This window comes from Candidatus Binataceae bacterium (genome assembly GCA_035500095.1).
GTDB lineage: Bacteria > Desulfobacterota > Binatia > Binatales > Binataceae > JAKAVN01.
In genome coordinates this window covers 1-16483 of record DATJXN010000143.1, presented here as the reverse complement: position 1 = coordinate 16483, position 16483 = coordinate 1, and the positions used below count along the sequence as shown (strand labels likewise).

16 protein-coding genes and 1 tRNA gene are annotated in these 16483 nt (G+C 64.2%); 8 read left to right on the top strand and 9 right to left on the bottom strand.

The window, feature by feature from the left end; genetic code table 11:
• Positions 1–303 precede the first annotated feature (303 nt).
• Both VMI09_15690 and VMI09_15685 read left to right on the top strand, forming a co-directional pair.
• Positions 304–756, top strand: coding sequence for a MaoC family dehydratase (locus VMI09_15690; protein HTQ26129.1), 453 nt, complete (start codon positions 304–306; stop codon positions 754–756).
• Positions 757–775: 19 nt separating this feature from the next.
• Positions 776–1666, top strand: a complete 891-nt coding sequence (locus VMI09_15685; protein ID HTQ26128.1) for a CoA ester lyase — start codon at positions 776–778, stop codon at positions 1664–1666.
• Positions 1667–1720: 54 nt separating this feature from the next.
• Here VMI09_15685 and VMI09_15680 read toward each other — a convergent pair whose 3' ends face one another.
• Positions 1721–3352, bottom strand: a complete 1632-nt coding sequence (locus VMI09_15680) for a thiamine pyrophosphate-binding protein (protein HTQ26127.1) — start codon at positions 3350–3352, stop codon at positions 1721–1723.
• 177 nt (positions 3353–3529) lie between these two features.
• Between VMI09_15680 and VMI09_15675 the strand changes: the two genes are divergently transcribed.
• The gene (locus tag VMI09_15675) at positions 3530–3733 is read left to right on the top strand and encodes a hypothetical protein (protein ID HTQ26126.1); all 204 of its coding nucleotides are present in this window, start codon (positions 3530–3532) and stop codon (positions 3731–3733) included.
• A gap of 100 nt (positions 3734–3833) precedes the next feature.
• Here the strand turns inward: VMI09_15675 and VMI09_15670 are convergent, their stop codons facing one another.
• The gene (locus VMI09_15670; protein ID HTQ26125.1) at positions 3834–4694 is read right to left on the bottom strand and encodes a DNA-binding domain-containing protein; all 861 of its coding nucleotides are present in this window, start codon (positions 4692–4694) and stop codon (positions 3834–3836) included.
• Between the two features lie 81 nt (positions 4695–4775).
• Between VMI09_15670 and VMI09_15665 the strand changes: the two genes are divergently transcribed.
• Both VMI09_15665 and VMI09_15660 read left to right on the top strand, forming a co-directional pair.
• Complete coding sequence (locus tag VMI09_15665) at positions 4776–5768, top strand: glutathione S-transferase family protein (protein HTQ26124.1); 993 nt, start codon at positions 4776–4778, stop codon at positions 5766–5768.
• A gap of 36 nt (positions 5769–5804) precedes the next feature.
• Positions 5805–6776 (top strand): DUF3179 domain-containing protein, encoded by a 972-nt coding sequence (locus VMI09_15660; GenBank protein HTQ26123.1) that lies wholly within the window; start codon positions 5805–5807, stop codon positions 6774–6776.
• Between the two features lie 67 nt (positions 6777–6843).
• Here VMI09_15660 and VMI09_15655 read toward each other — a convergent pair whose 3' ends face one another.
• Entirely contained in the window at positions 6844–8253 is a 1410-nt protein-coding gene (locus tag VMI09_15655; GenBank protein ID HTQ26122.1) for a DUF1329 domain-containing protein, read from the bottom strand.
• Positions 8254–8579: 326 nt separating this feature from the next.
• Here VMI09_15655 and ppk1 point away from each other — a divergent pair, with 326 nt between their 5' ends.
• Both ppk1 and VMI09_15645 read left to right on the top strand, forming a co-directional pair.
• A complete protein-coding gene (gene ppk1 / locus VMI09_15650; GenBank protein ID HTQ26121.1) occupies positions 8580–10832 on the top strand; it encodes a polyphosphate kinase 1 in 2253 nt (750 codons plus the stop codon).
• A gap of 346 nt (positions 10833–11178) precedes the next feature.
• Positions 11179–11730: a cysteine hydrolase family protein gene (locus VMI09_15645; protein ID HTQ26120.1), complete on the top strand. Its 552-nt coding sequence runs from the start codon at positions 11179–11181 to the stop codon at positions 11728–11730.
• Between the two features lie 7 nt (positions 11731–11737).
• Here VMI09_15645 and VMI09_15640 read toward each other — a convergent pair whose 3' ends face one another.
• Positions 11738–12418, bottom strand: coding sequence for a CGNR zinc finger domain-containing protein (locus tag VMI09_15640; protein ID HTQ26119.1), 681 nt, complete (start codon positions 12416–12418; stop codon positions 11738–11740).
• 165 nt (positions 12419–12583) lie between these two features.
• On the opposite strand from VMI09_15640, the gene VMI09_15635 reads away from it, so the two are divergent.
• Positions 12584–12961: a VOC family protein gene (locus tag VMI09_15635; GenBank protein HTQ26118.1), complete on the top strand. Its 378-nt coding sequence runs from the start codon at positions 12584–12586 to the stop codon at positions 12959–12961.
• Between the two features lie 95 nt (positions 12962–13056).
• Here the strand turns inward: VMI09_15635 and VMI09_15630 are convergent, their stop codons facing one another.
• From VMI09_15630 to VMI09_15610, 5 genes are all read right to left on the bottom strand, one after another.
• The gene (locus tag VMI09_15630; protein HTQ26117.1) at positions 13057–14484 is read right to left on the bottom strand and encodes an amidohydrolase family protein; all 1428 of its coding nucleotides are present in this window, start codon (positions 14482–14484) and stop codon (positions 13057–13059) included.
• A gap of 317 nt (positions 14485–14801) precedes the next feature.
• Positions 14802–15053, bottom strand: a complete 252-nt coding sequence (locus tag VMI09_15625) for a hypothetical protein (protein HTQ26116.1) — start codon at positions 15051–15053, stop codon at positions 14802–14804.
• Between the two features lie 28 nt (positions 15054–15081).
• Entirely contained in the window at positions 15082–15282 is a 201-nt protein-coding gene (locus VMI09_15620; GenBank protein ID HTQ26115.1) for a hypothetical protein, read from the bottom strand.
• A gap of 377 nt (positions 15283–15659) precedes the next feature.
• Positions 15660–16091, bottom strand: coding sequence for a DUF2141 domain-containing protein (locus VMI09_15615; GenBank protein ID HTQ26114.1), 432 nt, complete (start codon positions 16089–16091; stop codon positions 15660–15662).
• A gap of 309 nt (positions 16092–16400) precedes the next feature.
• Positions 16401–16477: transfer RNA gene (locus VMI09_15610), tRNA-Ala, on the bottom strand.
• Positions 16478–16483 lie beyond the last annotated feature (6 nt).

Below are 16483 nucleotides of genomic sequence, written 5' to 3'. Positions count from 1 at the left end.
GGCAAGCTGATGGAGCTGGCGGTGCGCAACCTGATCCATGGCGTGCCGGTCACCAACCGCGAGGCGGCGGCCAATCCCGAAGCGCTCGATTTTTTCGCCGCTATCCCGGAGCTCAAGAAAAAACCGCCCCGGCGCACGGCCACGCGCCCGCGCCGTTTGCAGCGCCGCGGATGAATCAAGCGAGGCGCCGCCCATCCGCCGCGCGCGAGCGCTGGTTGCGGGCGCGCGGCTGGACTATGATTCGGAGCGCCCGCGCCCAAAAGGGCGGGAAATTTCGCGCAGATCGCGTTGGGAGCCATCACGATGGGCAAGTACTTCGAAGAGTTCAAGGTCGGCGAGACGTTTCAGCATCAGCCCGGCCGCACGGTCACCGAGACCGACAACCTGCTGATTACGACGCTTACGATGAACGTGCAGCCGCTGCATCTGGACGCCGAGTTCGGCAAGAAGGCCGAGTTCGGGCGCATCCTGGTCAATTCGATCTTTACCCTTGGCCTCGCGGTTGGGCTCTCGGTCGGCGACCTCACGCTCGGAACCACGGTCGGCAACCTGGGCTTCGAGAAAGTCGAATTTCCCAAGCCCGTTTTCATCGGCGACACGCTCTATGCCGAGAGCGAAGTGCTGGAGGTCCGGCCGTCGAAGTCGCGTCCCGACTGGGGCATCGTGATCCTCGAGCATCGCGCGCGCAATCAGCGCAATGAGACCGTGGTGCGCTGCAAGCGGGCGGCGCTGATGCTGCGCAAGCCCGCCAAGTAGCCGATTGGAGCCGCCGATTATGGAGACGCTGCGCCGCGCCGTGCATTTCGTGCCCGGCGCCAACGACAAGATGCTCGGCAAGTCGATCGATCTTCCGGCCGACGCGCTGGTGCTCGACCTCGAGGACTCGGTCACGCCCGACAACAAGGATTCCGCGCGCAAGACGGTCACCGAGTGGCTGCAAAAGGTCGATTTCAAGGGCCGCGAGCGGATGGTGCGGATGAATCCGCTGGATACGCCGTGGGGCGTCGCCGACCTCGAGGCGACGATGGCCGGGCGGCCGGATTCCTACATGGTCCCCAAGGTGCGGACCTTCGCCGACGTGGAGAAGATCGATTCGATCCTGATCGGGCTCGAAAAACAGTACGGCTACCCCGAGCGCAGCGTCAGCCTGCTGCTGCTCGCGACCGAGACGCCGCAGGGCCTGCTCAACATCAAGGACCTCGGGCTGCATCCGCGCGTCGACAGCATGTCGTGGGGCGCCGAAGACCTGTCGGCGGCGATCGGCGCGCGGCGCAATCGCGACGAGCGGGGCGAGTTCCTCGAAGTGTTCCGCTACGCGCGGATCATGACGCTGCTCGCGGCCACCGCCGCCAACGTTCAGCCGATCGACACCGTCTTCGTCAACATCAAGGACCCCGACGGCTGCCGGCGCGACTGTATCGAGGGCGCCTGGATGGGCTTCACCGGCAAGATCACGATCCATCCGAGCCAGATCGAAATCGTCAACGAGGTTTTCTCGCCGAGCAAGCAGGAGATCGCGGACGCCGAGGAATTGCTCGCGGCGTTCGAGGAGAACCGCAAGGCCGGACGGATGGCGTTTACGTTTCGCGGCGAGATGGTGGACGTGCCGCACCTGACGCGCGCGCGCCGCGTGCTGGAAGTCGCGCGCCGCACGAGGGGACGATGAGCGCCCTTTGCCCGCCGCGCCGCCGGCCGTAGGCGCGGGCGCGCGCTGCGGGCGTCAGTATCCTGCGAAGCCCATGTCGGTCGTCGCCTGCGCCTCCGGATCGGTGCAGACGTTGACCAGCGCGGGCTTATTGCTCGCAAACGCGCGCTCGATCGCGCCGCGGATATCGTCGGGTTTCTCGACGAACTCGCCATAGCCACCGAGCGCCTCGACCATCTTGTCGTAGCGTTGCCATCCGAGTTCCCGCCCGACCGTGCCGCCGGTCTGGCGCGAGGTGAAGCCCGCGTTGTTCGACACCACCACCACGATCGGCAGTTGATGGCGAATCGCCGTGTCCATTTCCATCCCGTTCCATCCGAACGCGCCGTCGCCCGAGAGCACCAGCACCGGCGAGTCGGGTTTTGCGACCTTGGCGCCGATGCCGAAAGGCACGCCGACGCCCATGCATCCGTGTGGCCCCGCGTTGAGGCTGCATCCGGCCCGGTAGATCGGAATCGACTGGCGCGCGAAGTTCAGAATCTCGTGGCCGTCGACGATCAGGATGGTGTCGCGCGAGATCGCGTCGCGGACCTCGCGGCACAGACGCAGGGGATGGATCGGCACGGCGTCGGAGTGAAGCAGCGGCGCCGAGCGCTCCTGGTTGGAGCGATGCTTGGCGCTGAGCTGCGCAACCCACTCGCTTTCGCGATGAGGCTCGAAGCGGCCCTCGGCCTCCTCGGTCAGCTGGCGCAGCACCATTTTGGCGTCGCCGATGATTCCGACTTCGATCGCGCGATTATGGCCGATCTCGCGGCCGTCGAGGTTGACGCTGATGAAACGCGCGTCGGGCGAGAAACGCGGCGCGCGCAAAAACGAGAGCATCGAGTTCGCCCGCGCGCCCACCACCAGCACCACGTCGGCCTCGCGAAACGCCATCGAGCGCGCCCCCGGAAACGATCGCGGATGATCCTCCGGAATTACGCCGCGCCCCTGCGGCGTGGTGTAGAACGGCAGTCCGGTGCTCTCGATAAAGTCGCGCAGCTCGGCCGATGCGCCCGACCAGAGCACGCCGCTGCCGGTGATGACGATCGGACGCCTGGCCGCGGCGAGCAGCTCGACTGCGCGCTCGACCTGCATCGGATCGCCGGCGGGCCGGCTCTCGACGCGGTAGTTTGACGGGAACAAGACTTTCTCGTCGTCAACCTTATGGTTGAGGATGTCGCCCGGGAGGTCGAGGTAAACCGGCCCCTTTTTTCCATCGAGCGCCTCGCGGAACGCGACGCTGATGTACTCCGGGATACGGCTTGCCATGTCCACCCGATAGGCGGCTTTCACCACGGGCTTCATGATCGCGACCTGGTCCATCTCCTGGAAAGCGTCGAGCGTGGTCGCGCGCATCGGCGCCGAACCGCCGATCGCGATTATCGGCGTGGCGTCGGCCCATGCGTTGGCGAGCCCGGTGAGCGCGTTGGCCGTGCCTGGGCCCGAGGGCGTGATACAGATTCCCGCCTTGCCGGTGACGCGCGCGTACGCATGCGCCATCATTGCCGCCGCCTGCTCGTGGCGGACATAGATGCCCTTCATGCCGAGTTCGAGACAGGCGCCGGCCGTGCCGCTGGTCGGACCGCCCATCATGAAAAAGATCGTGTCGACGCTTTCGCTTCTGAAACAACGCGCGATTAGCTGTTCACCTCTTACGATGGCCATATCGATAACGCTCTCCTCATTCGAACCGCATAGGTTGGAGCAATATAGCTGAGGCCGTGTCAAGCGTGCATATGCACGAGCGCGCGATTCTTGACATTCTAGCCGCACCTGCAATAGTTCCTGAGATATCGGTCGGGTCGGTGGTGAACTCAAAAGGGTGGGGAGGAGTGAGCCACGATGGAGAAGCATACAGCCATCAGGATGCTGCCGGGCAGCCGGGTTGTTTTCCGCGGCAAAGTGCACGAGGTGGTGAGCCTGAAGAGCGGTGGCGGCAACGACGCGCCCTACTTTCGCCTTCGCAGCCTCGATGAAGGGGTGCCGACGTCGCTCGTCAGCTACAAGCTACTGGAAAGCCCGGAACTGCGCGAGAAGCAGGTCTAGACTGCGCCATCGCGCGCAGTCGTGCCGGCTGCAAAGGCCATCGCCGGCGTAAATTCATGTAAGTTGCGGCTTATCTTCCGCGATGAGATCGCTGCCGCAGTCACGCCGCGACGAGCACACCGTCGGCGAGCCATCGCGCGAGCAGCCGATTGATTAGCGCGACCTGCCCGCCGTCGCCGTCTCCTTCGCCTGCGGCAGCGGCAACCGCTTCACATATCGCCGAGAACTTCGTCCCCGCTCTGGCCAGCTCGAGCGCTGCGCGCTCTGGATTCTCCAGTGCGCGATAGCAGACCCGTGAGCCGTTGCGCCACACCAGCACGCTGACCGGCAAACGCGCGGGCACGAGCGGGTTTCCATCGGCGGCCGTGCCGGTTTCCACCGCGCGCAGCAATTCATCGACGCGCCACTCGCAATCGAGGATCGCGAGCGCCGGATGCGTCCGCATCGCGAGTCCGGGCCAATCCTCGGGCGCAGCCGAGCGCATTGTTCCGGCGCTAAGCGGCACGGCGTCGGCCGCCTGGAAGACTTCGATAAGGGTCCGCTCAAGCCGCGCCAGCTCGGCGATGAAGGGCCATTGCTCGGTGCACGGATGGTTGCGCAGGAACTCGCTCAGATGGCGGCCCGCGTGCGAGATCGAGGGCTCGGTCGGCGGATGCTCGATAAGATAGCCGGTGACGAGGTTATGAAAGTTGTCGGCGCCGAGCGTCGCGAGCGTCGCCGGAAAATCCTCCTTGAGACAGTCGAGGATGCGATAGAAGTAGGCGTTGGCGTAAATCTCGAGCCGCTCGCCCGCGGACAACCGGTCATCACTCTCGATCAACTGTTCCAAATCATCGACCGTCTTGGGCCCGGGCGCGCGCTCAGCGGCGAGGCCTGCAGCCACGCCCTCGGGTGCGGTAATCAGGCGATAAAGTAGCGCCTGGAGGTCCCTCAGGTCGGGGTCTGTCGGATTGTGGCCCACCTGCATATCATCTTGGGGATTGCCGGGCTGCGCGCAAGCGCCCGCGCAAGAAGCCTGTCAGACCACTCCGGGAGTCCACCCATGGGGATGATGATTGACGGCCAATGGCATCGCGACGACCTGCGCTCGGCGGGAGCGAACTTCGTTCGTCCGCCGACCGTGTTCAGAAACTGGGTGACCGTCGACGGTGGCCCGGGGCCGAGCGGCGAGGGCGGCTTCAAGGCCGAGCGCGGGCGTTATCACCTGTACGTCTCGCTCGCCTGCCCGTGGGCTCATCGCACGCTCATCGTGCGTGCGTTCAAAGGGCTCGGCGACGCGGTCGATCTGTCCGTGGTGGACCCGTTCATGGGCGACGAGGGATGGGCCTTCAGCGCGCCGGACGGTTCGCTCACGCCCGGCGCGACGCGCGATCATCTCTTCGGCGCCGCCCACCTGCATGAGATCTATAGGCAGGCCCGCCGCGACTATACCGGGCGCGTCACGGTTCCGGTGCTGTGGGATCGCGAGCGCAAAACCATCGTCAGCAACGAATCGTCGGAGATAATCCGCATGTTCAACTCGGCCTTTGACGCGGTGGGCGCCGCCGGCGACGATCTCTACCCGCCCGCCCAGCGCGCGGAGATCGACGAACTCAACGCGATTATCTACGACACCTTGAACAACGGCGTGTACAAGTGCGGTTTCGCCAAATCGCAGGCAGCCTACGAAGCGGCCTTCGATCCTCTGTTCGCGACCCTCGATCGCCTGGAGCAGGGCCTGGCAGATCGGCGCTATCTGGTGGGCGCGCGCCCAACGGAGGCTGACTGGCGGTTGTTCCCTACGCTGGTGCGTTTCGACGCCGTTTACTATAGCCATTTCAAATGCAACCTACGCCGCATCATTGACTACCCGAACCTGTGGGGCTACACGCGCGACCTTTATCAGGCGCCCGGCGTCGGCGCGACAGTCAGCCTCGCGCACATCAAGCGCCACTACTACGCGAGCCACGCGATGATCAATCCGACCCGCATCGTGCCCAAGGGTCCGGCGATCGATTTTGCCGCGGCGCACGATCGCGCGCGGCTTGCCAATTAAGGCGTAAGAATGCGCGCCGCGGGGAGCGTCGTAACGATGAGAGTAGAAGACGGTCGCCCGCGCTCCGGCTGGGCCCGTCGGTGGCTAATCGCCGCTGCCCTCGCGCTCTATCCGATGCTGAGCGGGTTCGATCTGACCCATCACGTGGTGCCGCCCGAAGAGATCCGCGACGGCGGCCCGGCCAAGGATGCGATTCCGGCGGTGAAGGAACCGCAATTCGTCAAGGCGGGCCAGGCGGCCTTTCTCGAAGCGAACGACAAGGTGATCGGCGTGGTGGTCGAGGGGCGGGCGCGCGCTTATCCGATCAAGATTCTCAACTGGCACGAAGTGGTGGACGACTCGATAGAGGGGGTGCCGCTCGCGGTGACGTTTTGTCCGCTGGTCCATGACGCCGCCGTCTACAGGCGCGCGGCCGGCGATGGTCAAACGCTGGTGTTTGGCGTTTCGGGCAAGCTCTATCAGAGTAATCTCGTGCTCTACGACGCGAATACGCAGAGCCTGTGGTCGCAGCTCGACGGCCGTGCGCTGGCCGGACCGATGGCGGGGCAGAGGCTCTCCGCAATCCCCAGTACGGTCACGACCTGGGAGGCGTGGCGCAAAAAGCATCCTGCAACCGACGTACTCAGTATGGATACCGGATATACTAGAGACTATGGAGTCGATCCGTACTGGGGATATGAGCACGGCGCCGAGATAGTATCGCCGGTTACTCATCTGGACGAGCGGCTGGATGCGCACGAAATCGTACTGGGTATATCGGCCGGCGGCCGCGACGAGGCGTTTCCGCTCTCGAAGCTGGCCGGCGCTCATATGCCGCTGCGGGTTCAACTGGGGGGAGCGGATCTGACTATCAGCTACGACGCCGGCTCGGGCGCGGTCAGCGCGAGCGCGGCAGGCGAGCGCATCCCGGCTTACAACGGCTATTGGTTCGCCTGGGCGGCATTCCATCCCGCAACCGCGATCTGGAGCCCGGCTCCCAAAGCCGGCAAGCGCGCCGCCGCGAACTAGGCGCCGGCGGCGCGGGCAGTCGGGGACGAGGCGATATAGACGAGGCGATATATGCGAGCGAGCCTGACTAGCGATGCATCTCCTCGAGCTTGCTGATGTCATATAGCTGGGTGACGTTGGCCGGCGCGGCGTTCGGATAGCCGCTGCCGTAGCCGGCGAAAATCGTGGCGCGGTCGTTTTGCACGTCCACCACGTTCTCTCCGATCAGCATCGTCGATTCCACGCCGTGATTGATCTCGGCGAAGCTCTTGAAGTCTTCGCTCCAGCGGTATTGCAGCTCCCACAGCTTCCACAGTTTGCCGTCGCGGTTGAAGGCGAGCGCCATCCACGGATGCCAGTTCTCGGCGTCCCAGAACATCACCACGCTGCTGTACGGATGATGGGCCTCGACCGGAGTGCGTTCGACCACGGCGAAGCGGCGCAGCGACCATCGGTCGTTGGGAATTTCGCCGTTGGGGCCGAACAGGTAGGCGTAGTCGTCGCGCGAATCCATCACCGCCAGCAAGTCCTTCCAGCCGAGGAATTTCCAGTGCCAGTGCAATTCGCGGCCCGAGAAGGTGTAGAAGTCCTCCTGCGTGGTGTCGGTGCCCTCGACCGAGTCGGATTTGACCTCGACCGACACGCGCCGCACGCGGCGCGACTGCGGATCGTAGGCCCAGGCGTCGTCGGCGCGATGCGGGTCGGCATAGCGGTAGGTGATAAAGACCTGGCCGCGCACGTCATAGGGCGAGAAGAATCCGCTGAATTCCTTCCACAGGAATTGGGCCGAGTCGGGCGTGCCGAGCAGTCCCCCGACGTCGGCGCGCTGGGCCAGATGGCTGAAGTAAACCCGCCGATAGAAGCTGCTGAGCGTGCGGGAGAAGGTGCCGCCGCCGCCGAAGAACTTGCTCGCATCGGAAGGCAGCTTGCTGTGGTACTCGACGCCGCCGACCCAGTTCGAGGGCGGAGCTTCGATCTCCGTGGGCGCTTTGCCGTCATGCGAGCCGCCGAAGTGGGCGACGATGAACAGGTAGTTCAGCGAAAACTGGCCGTAGTTCTGCCATCGATAGTCGAAATTCCACGCCGCCTTGATTCCCGAGAGCGCGTCCGAGGTGCTGAGGGAGGCGTTGGAAAAGGGCTGCCCGCATACGTAGCTGGCGAGCGAACCGTCAGGGTTGAGCTTGACCTGCGCCTGGTATTTCTCGGTGCATTCCTGGTAGTCCTTGCGCGGCATGTGGCTGCGCGCCGCCATGATCTCCATCTTGAATTCCGGGAAATTCAGCTGCTCGAACCATCCCGGCGGCATAAACGGGCGAATCTTCTCGAGGTCGCCGCTCCCCAGCGTGTCTCCCGGTTTGAAATTGGGCTTGGCTTCGGCGTACTTGCTCAACCATTGATCGAGCGTCGCCCGCGTATAGGTCTTGACGTTCTGCGCCGCGGCGCGCGGCGCGCTAAGCGCGATAACCGCGGCTATCGCGGCCAATATCGGCGGGAGCATCCCTGATCGCGCCCAACGAAGGTTTCGTGAACTCGTCCCCACTGGCTTTCTCCTCGGAATTGGCACCGGCCCCGGTTGCCACGCGCCATCTTGCAATAGCGCGATCATCGGACGCAACACCGCAAGCCAGAGGGGCGGAAGACTGGCGGCGGGCGGCGAATCCGCAGGCCTCGCCGCTGACGAATACTGCGAAAAATCCGAACGACCGCGGCGAATTCGCTATCCAGATCATCCGTAAACAGGTGGTAACAACCCCCGATTGAAGCTTCCACGCGTCCGGGCTACCCTCATTCTGAAGTTCGGGGGAATTGACGTAGACTGCATTCATGGCGACTCCAACAGAGGCTTCTGAGGTGCTCCAGGCAGTCTCCGTCTCGGTCGCGGCGGCCGCGGCGGTCCTGACCAACGGCGATGGCGTCGCGGAAATCTCCGTCGGCAACGGCGCGCTCGCAAATCCGATCCACATCGACCCGGAACTCAAGGGACCCGAGCTGTACCTCAATCGGGAGCTCACCTGGCTCGCGTTCAATCGCCGCGTCTTTGCCGAGGCGCTCGACGAGGGCAACCCGCTGCTCGAGCGGGTCAAGTTTCTCGCCATCACCGCCTCGAACCTCGATGAATTTTTCATGAAGCGGATCGGCGGCCTCAAACAGCAGGCGATCGCCGGGATGCAGGAGCTGACCGTCGACGGGCGCACGCCGCAGCAGCAGATCGCCGAGTGCCTGGCCGAGATTCGTGCGTTCGAGGCCGAGCAGCGGGCGTTACTGCCGGTGCTGCTGAAAAGGCTGGAGGAGGCCGATATCCACATCCTCGCCTTCGACGAGCTGAGCCCGGCCGAGCAGGCCGCGATCCGCGAGTACTACCTGCGCAACATTTTTCCGCTGGTAACGCCGCAGGCGATGGATCCGGCGCATCCGTTCCCGTTCATCTCCAACCTCTCGCTGAACCTGCTTGTCACCCTGCGCGCGCCCGACGACACCGAGCCCTCGCTGGCGCGGGTCAAAGTGCCGGTCGGACTCGGAATCCCGCGCTTTCTGCGCGTCGATGGCACCCGCCGTTTCGTCCCGCTCGAGGACGTGGTCGCGCACACTCTCGACCTGCTCTTTCCGGAGGCCCGGATCGAGGGCTTCGAGTTTTTCCGCGTGACCCGCAATGCCAACACCGAGCGCGACGAGGACGAGGCCGACGACCTGCTGGCGCTGATCGAATCCGAGCTGCGCGAGCGCCGCTTTGCGCCGATCGTCCGGATGGAAGCCGTGCGCGGGATGAACCCCACCCATCGCGGAATGCTCGCGGCCGAGCTCGGCCTCGACGAGCGCGACGACGTGTTCGAGATCGAGGACGGGATGCTGGCGCTGCGCGACCTGATGGAGCTGACGGCGGTCGATAATCCGGCGCTGCACGACCCGCCGCATCATCCGGCCGACCATGCGCGGCTGACTCCCTCGCGCAACATCTTTCACGTGATTCGCGAGGCCGGCTCGATCCTGCTGATGCATCCGTACGAGTCGTTTCCGACCTCGGTCGGACGCCTGCTGCGCGAGGCGAGCGAGGATCCCAAGGTGCGGGCGATCAAGATGACGCTCTACCGCACCTCGAGCGATTCGGAAGTGATCGGCTACCTGTGCGACGCCGCGCGCAACGGCAAGCAGGTCGCCGTGGTGGTCGAACTCAAGGCTCGCTTCGACGAAGCAGCCAACATCCAGTTCGCCGAGCAGCTCGAGGAATACGGCATCCACGTGACCTACGGCGTGATCGGGCTGAAGACGCATAGCAAGGTGATCCTCGTGGTGCGCCAGGACTACAACGGACTTCGCCGCTACGCCCATATCGGAACCGGCAACTATCACGCCGGCACCGCGCGCCTGTACGCCGACTTCGGGCTTTTGACCAACGACGAGGCGATCGGCGCCGACCTGACCCAGCTGTTCAATTTCCTGACTACGGGCTATCGCGCCGGCCGCACGTTCAAGAGGATCCTGCCCGCGCCCGCGCTGCTCAAGCGCGCCCTGCTCGAGAAGATCGGACGCGAGGTCGAGCTGCATCGCTCCGGCACGCCCGGCCTCATCCAGATGAAAATGAACGCGCTCGAGGACTCCGACATCACGCGCGCGCTCTATCGCGCGGCCCAGGCCGGCGTGAAGATCGATCTGATCGTGCGCGATACCTGTCGCCTGCGCCCTGGAATCCCGGGACTTTCGGAAAGCGTGCGCGTGGTCAGCATCGTCGGCCGCTTCCTCGAGCACGGGCGCATCTATTACTTTCGCAACGGCGGCGCCGAGGAATATTTCATCGGCTCGGCCGATTGCATGAAGCGCAACCTCGAAAGCCGGGTCGAGGTCGTGGTTCCGGTCGAGGATCCGGCGCTGCGCAAGGAGCTGCGCACGGTGTTCGAAGTGCAGCTAAAGCCCAATCACGCGGCGTGGGAGATGCGCTCCGACGGCAGCTACGTGCGGCTGCCGGGCGAGGCGAAAAACAACTGCCAGCTCGCGATGATCGACCTCGTCGAGCGGCGCGAGAAAGAAGAAGAGAAAACCCGGCGCCGGCGCCGCGGATTCGCCCGGCGCGTGATGAAGTAGCCCGCGCGCGTTACGCACCTATGGAGTGGGCGCCGGAGTCGGCGTTGCGGATTGCGCGGCGGCTGGGGTCGTCGATGCCGTCGGAGACGGGACAATGGCCGGCGAACTGGCCCCGATAAAGGGCAGCGGGAGAGGTATGATGATGCATCCCGCCATCAGCGACACGAAATCCACGCAGACGCAGAGCAATCCACGCTTGCTCATTTAATCGCCCTCCGGGCGGCAGCGTTCTCGAGGATGGTATCGTGACGCACGACCGCCTATCATCGCCTCGGCTCGGCGGCCTCAGGTCCTGGACAATTGCCCGCCGGGGATGCATACGAAGAAGCATACGAGGATGCATACAATGAAACGTGCGCTTATTGTTATCGACGTGCAGAACGAATACTTCAGCGGCAAGATGCCCGTCAGCTATCCGCCCGGCTCGCTCGACAACATCCTGCACGCGATGGATTCGGCGCACTCCCACGGCGTGCCGGTGGTCGTGGTGCGCCACGCGGCCAAGGGCGATCGCGGCGTGTTCAAGGAAGGCACCGAGGGCTGGAACCTGCAAAAGGACGTCGCCGCGCGGCCTGCCGACGTGGTCATCGACAAGAACCTGCCCTCGAGCTTTGCCGGAACCGACCTCGAAAAGTGGCTGCGCGACAATCAGATCGACACCCTGACCATCACCGGCTATATGACCCAGATGTGCTGCGACAGCACCGCACGCGACGGGTTCCATCGCGGCTACAAGGTGGAATTCCTCTCCGACGCGACCGGCACGCTCAGCGTCGGCAACGATTCGGGCAAGGTCGCCGACAAGGACCTGCACAACGCCGTGCTGGTCACGCAGGCCTCGATGTTCAGCAAGGTGATGGGCACCGCCGACTGGATAAAAAAGCTCGACGAGAAGTGAGCGCGGCTCACCCGCCGCCCTTCAGGCGCGCGTAATGGCGATGCGCCTTGGCGCGGTTGCCGCACGCGCTCATCGAGCACCAGCGCCGCGTCCCGTTCTTGCTCTCGTCCAGGAAAAGCCACAGGCACTCGCCGTTGGCGCACTCGCGCACGCGCTCGAGATGCGCCCCGGCGAGCAGGTCGCCCGCCGACCATAGCGCCGGAGCAAGCAGCGCCGGCGCGCTCGCGGGCCGCTTCAGTTCGACTCGCCAGCCGAACCCGCTTGCGGCGCGCTGAAGCGCGCTTCGCGCGGGCGTCTCCTGCAAGGCTCGGTTCAAGTCGGTCAGGTCCTGGTCAAAGTCGTGGTCCGCAGGCGCGCCGCCGCTCGCGATCGCATGGAAGATACGATAAATCGACTCGCGAATCGCGATCGCGCGATTGAAAATCGCCGCCGCTTCCGCCGGACGGCGCTCGCACCAGGCCGCGCCGCCCCAATCGCCGCCGGCGTCGATCGCACCCGCCAGAAGACCGCCCGACGCCGCGCACCACTTAACCAGGTCGGGCAATCCGTGCAGGGTCTCGGCCGGCGCGCTGCCGCGCCATCCGAGCGTATTGGCGTAGTCGAGACAGAGATCGCGCCGGGGCGCGAGGACCAGAAAGCCGCCGCGCGGGCTTGGCCTGCGGCTCCCGTTGGACGTGCGATTCGCCATCCGATTGGACATTTGTCCTTAACATACTAACCACCGTGGAGGTTGACAATCCGTAGCCGTTCGGCTATCTAACCAGTGTGCCGGTTGATTTAACCTGTCAATCGGTTAGACGAGCGGCCGGAGCGAAAGACACGGCGCTCCCGGCAGGCAAAAAGGAGCAGGGTCATGATTCATCACGTATCGATCGGAGTGAGCGACGTCGCCCGGGCCAAGCGGTTTTTCGATGCAGCGCTGGCGCCGCTCGGTGCGAAGTGCCTCTACGAGGACGCAAGCACGCTCGGCTATGGCGGCGGCGACGGACCGCGCCTGTGGCTGCTTGCGGCCAGCGCCCCCGTGCCGGCCAATATCGCGGGCTTGCACGTGTGTCTGGAAGCCGGGCGGCGGGCCGCGGTTGACGCGTTTCACGCGGCGGCGCTCAAAGCGGGCGGGCGCGACAACGGAAAGCCGGGGCTGCGCGCGGATTACGGCGAGAACTACTACGCCGCTTTCGTCACCGACCCGGACGGCAACAGGATCGAGGCGTACTGCGGGCGCAAGGAGTGAGCCGCACGGGGCCGCGCCGCCGTTATGGGCGGCGCGGCCCGCGGTGATGAGACGGTTCCGATTTGCGGTGCCGCGGCGGGCGGCGCGCGACTGTGCTATGCCGCGGGACGCCGCAGCATCGCCGGATCGATCCGGCGCGGCACCAGTTGCCCGTCGTTGAGAGTTCCCTTGAGGCTGCCGTCTTCGACGATCGGCTTGCCGCGCAGGATGGTCGTCACCGGCCATCCCCTGACCTCCCATCCTTCCCACGGACTGTAGTCGCTCACGTGGAAATCCTCGCGCGCAAGCTTGCGGCGGATCGCCGGATCGATGAGCACCACGTCGGCGTCGCTGCCCGACGCGATCGCGCCCTTGCGCGGATAGAGCCCGAGGATCCTCGCCGCGTTGGTCGCGGTCACCTGGGCGAAGCGCTCGAGCGTCATCCCGCGTTTGACCACGCCTTCGGTGAACACGATTCCCATCCGCGCCTCGGCGCCGAGATTGCCGCCGGTCACGTCCTCGATCGTCTGGCCGTCGAGCTTCACTTTAAGCGAGGTCGGAAACTCGTCAGTGGCGACGGTCGAGACGCCGTCGCCAACGAGCCCATTCCACAGCGCCGTGTGATCGTCCGGGTACTTGAGCGAGGGATAGGTGTGATAGCAGAAGCCGCGCGGCGAACGGTAATCATGCGCGGAGAAGCAGGCGTAGTGATGGAGCGTCTCGGCGTACACGGCCTGGCCGTTGGCGCGCGCTTCGGCCACCGCTTCGACGCCTTCGCGCGCCGAGGTATGGACGAAGTAGATGGCGGCGCCGGCCGCGCGGCCGAGCGCGATCGTGCGTCGGAACGCGAGCTCCTCGGAGAGCTTGCTGTGCACGTGATGCAGGTTCCGTCCGGCGGTCTGACGCTCGGCTTTGAAACGCTCGTAGTTGTACTGCACGAGGTCGTGATCCTCGGCGTGGACCACCATGATCCCGTCGCGCGGCGCGATCTTTTCCATCGCTAGCTGGATACGGCCGAAGTCGAGCCTGAAGCCCGGGCGTTTCGAATTGGGCGGCAGAACTTCGGTCGTGAAAACCTTGAAGCTCGGAAAGCCTTGCTGGATCGCCTCGGGCAGCTGGTCGAAGATTTTAAGCGGCAGCGCGCCGCCGATCGCGACGTGGAACGTGTAGTCCACGTACGAGTTGCCCTTCCATCGACTGAGCCGCCGCTCGATCGCGCGCTGCACGTCGGTGCGCGGATGCACCCAGGCGAAATCGATATGCGTGGTGGTCCCGCCGAACGCCATGCCGCGGGTGTCCTCTTCGGGGCCGAGCGTGTACAGCCCCTCCGCGGGGCGCATCGTGATCCGGTCGCCGAGATGGGTATGCGGCTCGACGCCGCCCGGCACAGCGATCTTGCCGGCGGCGTCGATCACGCGCGCCGCCTCGACCCGCTCGCCGGGCAGGCCGACGAACGCGATCTTTTCGCCGGCGATGCCGATGTCCCATCTGCCGGCGCCGTGGGGCGTGACCACCTCCGCGCCGCGAATCATGAGGTCGAGCACGGTTCTCCTCGCACCGCATAAAGAAAGCGGCACATGAGTTAAATACTACTTTTGCAATTTTTCGGAAAACGAGAGGAGGCCCGTGCGGCGGCGCGGAAGCTCCAGAGTGGGCGTCCAAATCGGCGGTTTGGCGCTAGCGAGGTGTCCTGGAAATAGGTTTCATCCTAGGATCTTAAGGCTGTCATTCCGAGCGCAGCGAGAATCCCGGCTTCCACGAAGAAACGAATAACGTTCAGGGATTCCTCGGTCGCTGACTCCCTCGGAATGACACACCTTGACGCTTTTCCCGATATCTAGGTTATTTGCGGGCCACCACGCTACCGAGGCCTTTTCGCCCAGTAGCTGGTCAGTTTCTTCGCGAGTTCGTCACCCACGTTGTAGTTTTCGATAAGCTCCCGGCAGTCGCGCGCGAAGCTTTGCGCGTGACATCTTTGCGCCACCCGATACAGCACGCTGAAGCCGGCGTAGTCCGCGACGATCAGTCCCACCAGTCCGGTTTCAGGCAGGCGAAGCGCGGCGGCATAACCGAAGAGCCCGACCAATAAGAAAAAGCGCACCGCGACGCTCATGTGAGATCCAGGATGGCGCGGCGGCGCATCAGTCGATCGTCTTGCCGTTGGCCGATTTGCGGAGCAGGGCCAGCCTGATTTCCTCGACCGTGGGCGCCTCCGACTCGTCGCCGTCGGCGCCTTTCGAGTCGGACGCGGCGCCCTTGCCGCTGCTGTTGCGCCGGGAGTCGAGCCTCCGGCGCCTGGCGGCTTCGATTTGCGCCTCGCGGATTCTGTCTTTAATACTCACGCTCTGATCGTCCTTGCTTCTCTAAAGAGTCGAAAATATCCAATCGTGCCCCGTTGGATAGGCATGAGGCGTGCCAACCGCTTCCTATGAAGCACAAAGACTCTAATTTATGCCTAATAGCGCAGAGCGCGAGCGTCGAGGCGCAACCGCCGTCGCCGATTCGCAACGTTGATTGTGGTGGTCGAATCAGTGCTTATGCTTGGACACGGGTGCGCTTGACTTGTGCCGTAGCGCTCGCTTCCTGCGTGGCTCAGGCGATTTGGAGTAGCAGCCGGGAGTGAGCACTGACAGAAGCGTGGGAGTTTCGTGTGTGATCAGGCTCGACCGAGCACCGAGGTAACAAAAAACAGTTCTCGAAGGAAGTGGCCGATTTAACGTTAGCGATAGATCAGATCGATCGGAACCGTGAGGACTCCCTTGCCGGCGTATTGAACCTTGCACTGGTCGAATGAGGGTGCCCTGATCGTGGGGTTTACGTTGTTGGAGAATCCGTAGCCCTCAAGCGGGTAACCAAACCTCCGGTCGAACTTACCGTTTCCGTTCTCGTCGTGAAACACGGTAGCGGCGTAGGCGCCAGCCGGCAGGGCCTTGAATTCGCACACGCCCTGGCCATTGTGGATCGGCACCGATATTTTGCGCGACTCCGTGCCTACCGTCGTAAATACACCGGAGTTCGCGCTCGCCCATAGCGAGCAGATAACCGAACCTTTCTGATTGCGCACGCCGTTTACGACAATGCGTAGTTCGTCCGGCTGGACCGGCGGTTGTGAGCGTGCGACATTCGGCACGACCGCAAATCCGATTGCCATAGCGAGCGCCAATGCGTAACGCTCGCACCTCACCCTAATAATTCCGCACGCCGTAAATCCGCTTCTGTCACTGTGGCGTGCTGCTAAAAACCAAAGAAAGGGTCTTCTTCCTGACATCAGCGCGAGTCGCCTTTCAGCACGCTGCCAGTGTAAACTGTGCCGATTGCCAAATAGTCCGACTGCCCAAGCGACAGCAATGGTGATGATGCTGGGCCGTGTTTAGATCCCTTAAGAGGCCGAAGCTGTCTAGCTTTTCTGGCCAGCGCCGCGCAGCATCCAGGACCCGCTCAACTGACCCCTTGATTTTATTGGTGGAGCTGACGCGGATCGAACGCGCGACCTCCTGAATGCCATTCAGGCGCTCTCCCAAACTGAGCTACAGCCCCACCGCG

Excerpts from the sequence above, each read along its gene's own strand:
- VMI09_15690 (HTQ26129.1), top strand. The coding sequence starts at position 304 with ATGGGCAAGTACTTCGAAGAGTTCAAGGTCGGCGAGACGTTTCAGCAT.
- VMI09_15685 (HTQ26128.1), top strand. The coding sequence starts at position 776 with ATGGAGACGCTGCGCCGCGCCGTGCATTTCGTGCCCGGCGCCAACGAC.
- VMI09_15680 (HTQ26127.1), bottom strand. The coding sequence starts at position 3,352 with ATGGCCATCGTAAGAGGTGAACAGCTAATCGCGCGTTGTTTCAGAAGC.
- VMI09_15675 (HTQ26126.1), top strand. The coding sequence starts at position 3,530 with ATGGAGAAGCATACAGCCATCAGGATGCTGCCGGGCAGCCGGGTTGTT.
- VMI09_15665 (HTQ26124.1), top strand. The coding sequence starts at position 4,776 with ATGGGGATGATGATTGACGGCCAATGGCATCGCGACGACCTGCGCTCG.
- VMI09_15660 (HTQ26123.1), top strand. The coding sequence starts at position 5,805 with ATGAGAGTAGAAGACGGTCGCCCGCGCTCCGGCTGGGCCCGTCGGTGG.
- VMI09_15655 (HTQ26122.1), bottom strand. The coding sequence starts at position 8,253 with ATGCTCCCGCCGATATTGGCCGCGATAGCCGCGGTTATCGCGCTTAGC.
- ppk1 (HTQ26121.1), top strand. The coding sequence starts at position 8,580 with ATGGCGACTCCAACAGAGGCTTCTGAGGTGCTCCAGGCAGTCTCCGTC.
- VMI09_15645 (HTQ26120.1), top strand. The coding sequence starts at position 11,179 with ATGAAACGTGCGCTTATTGTTATCGACGTGCAGAACGAATACTTCAGC.
- VMI09_15640 (HTQ26119.1), bottom strand. The coding sequence starts at position 12,418 with ATGGCGAATCGCACGTCCAACGGGAGCCGCAGGCCAAGCCCGCGCGGC.
- VMI09_15635 (HTQ26118.1), top strand. The coding sequence starts at position 12,584 with ATGATTCATCACGTATCGATCGGAGTGAGCGACGTCGCCCGGGCCAAG.
- VMI09_15625 (HTQ26116.1), bottom strand. The coding sequence starts at position 15,053 with ATGAGCGTCGCGGTGCGCTTTTTCTTATTGGTCGGGCTCTTCGGTTAT.
- VMI09_15615 (HTQ26114.1), bottom strand. The coding sequence starts at position 16,091 with ATGGCAATCGGATTTGCGGTCGTGCCGAATGTCGCACGCTCACAACCG.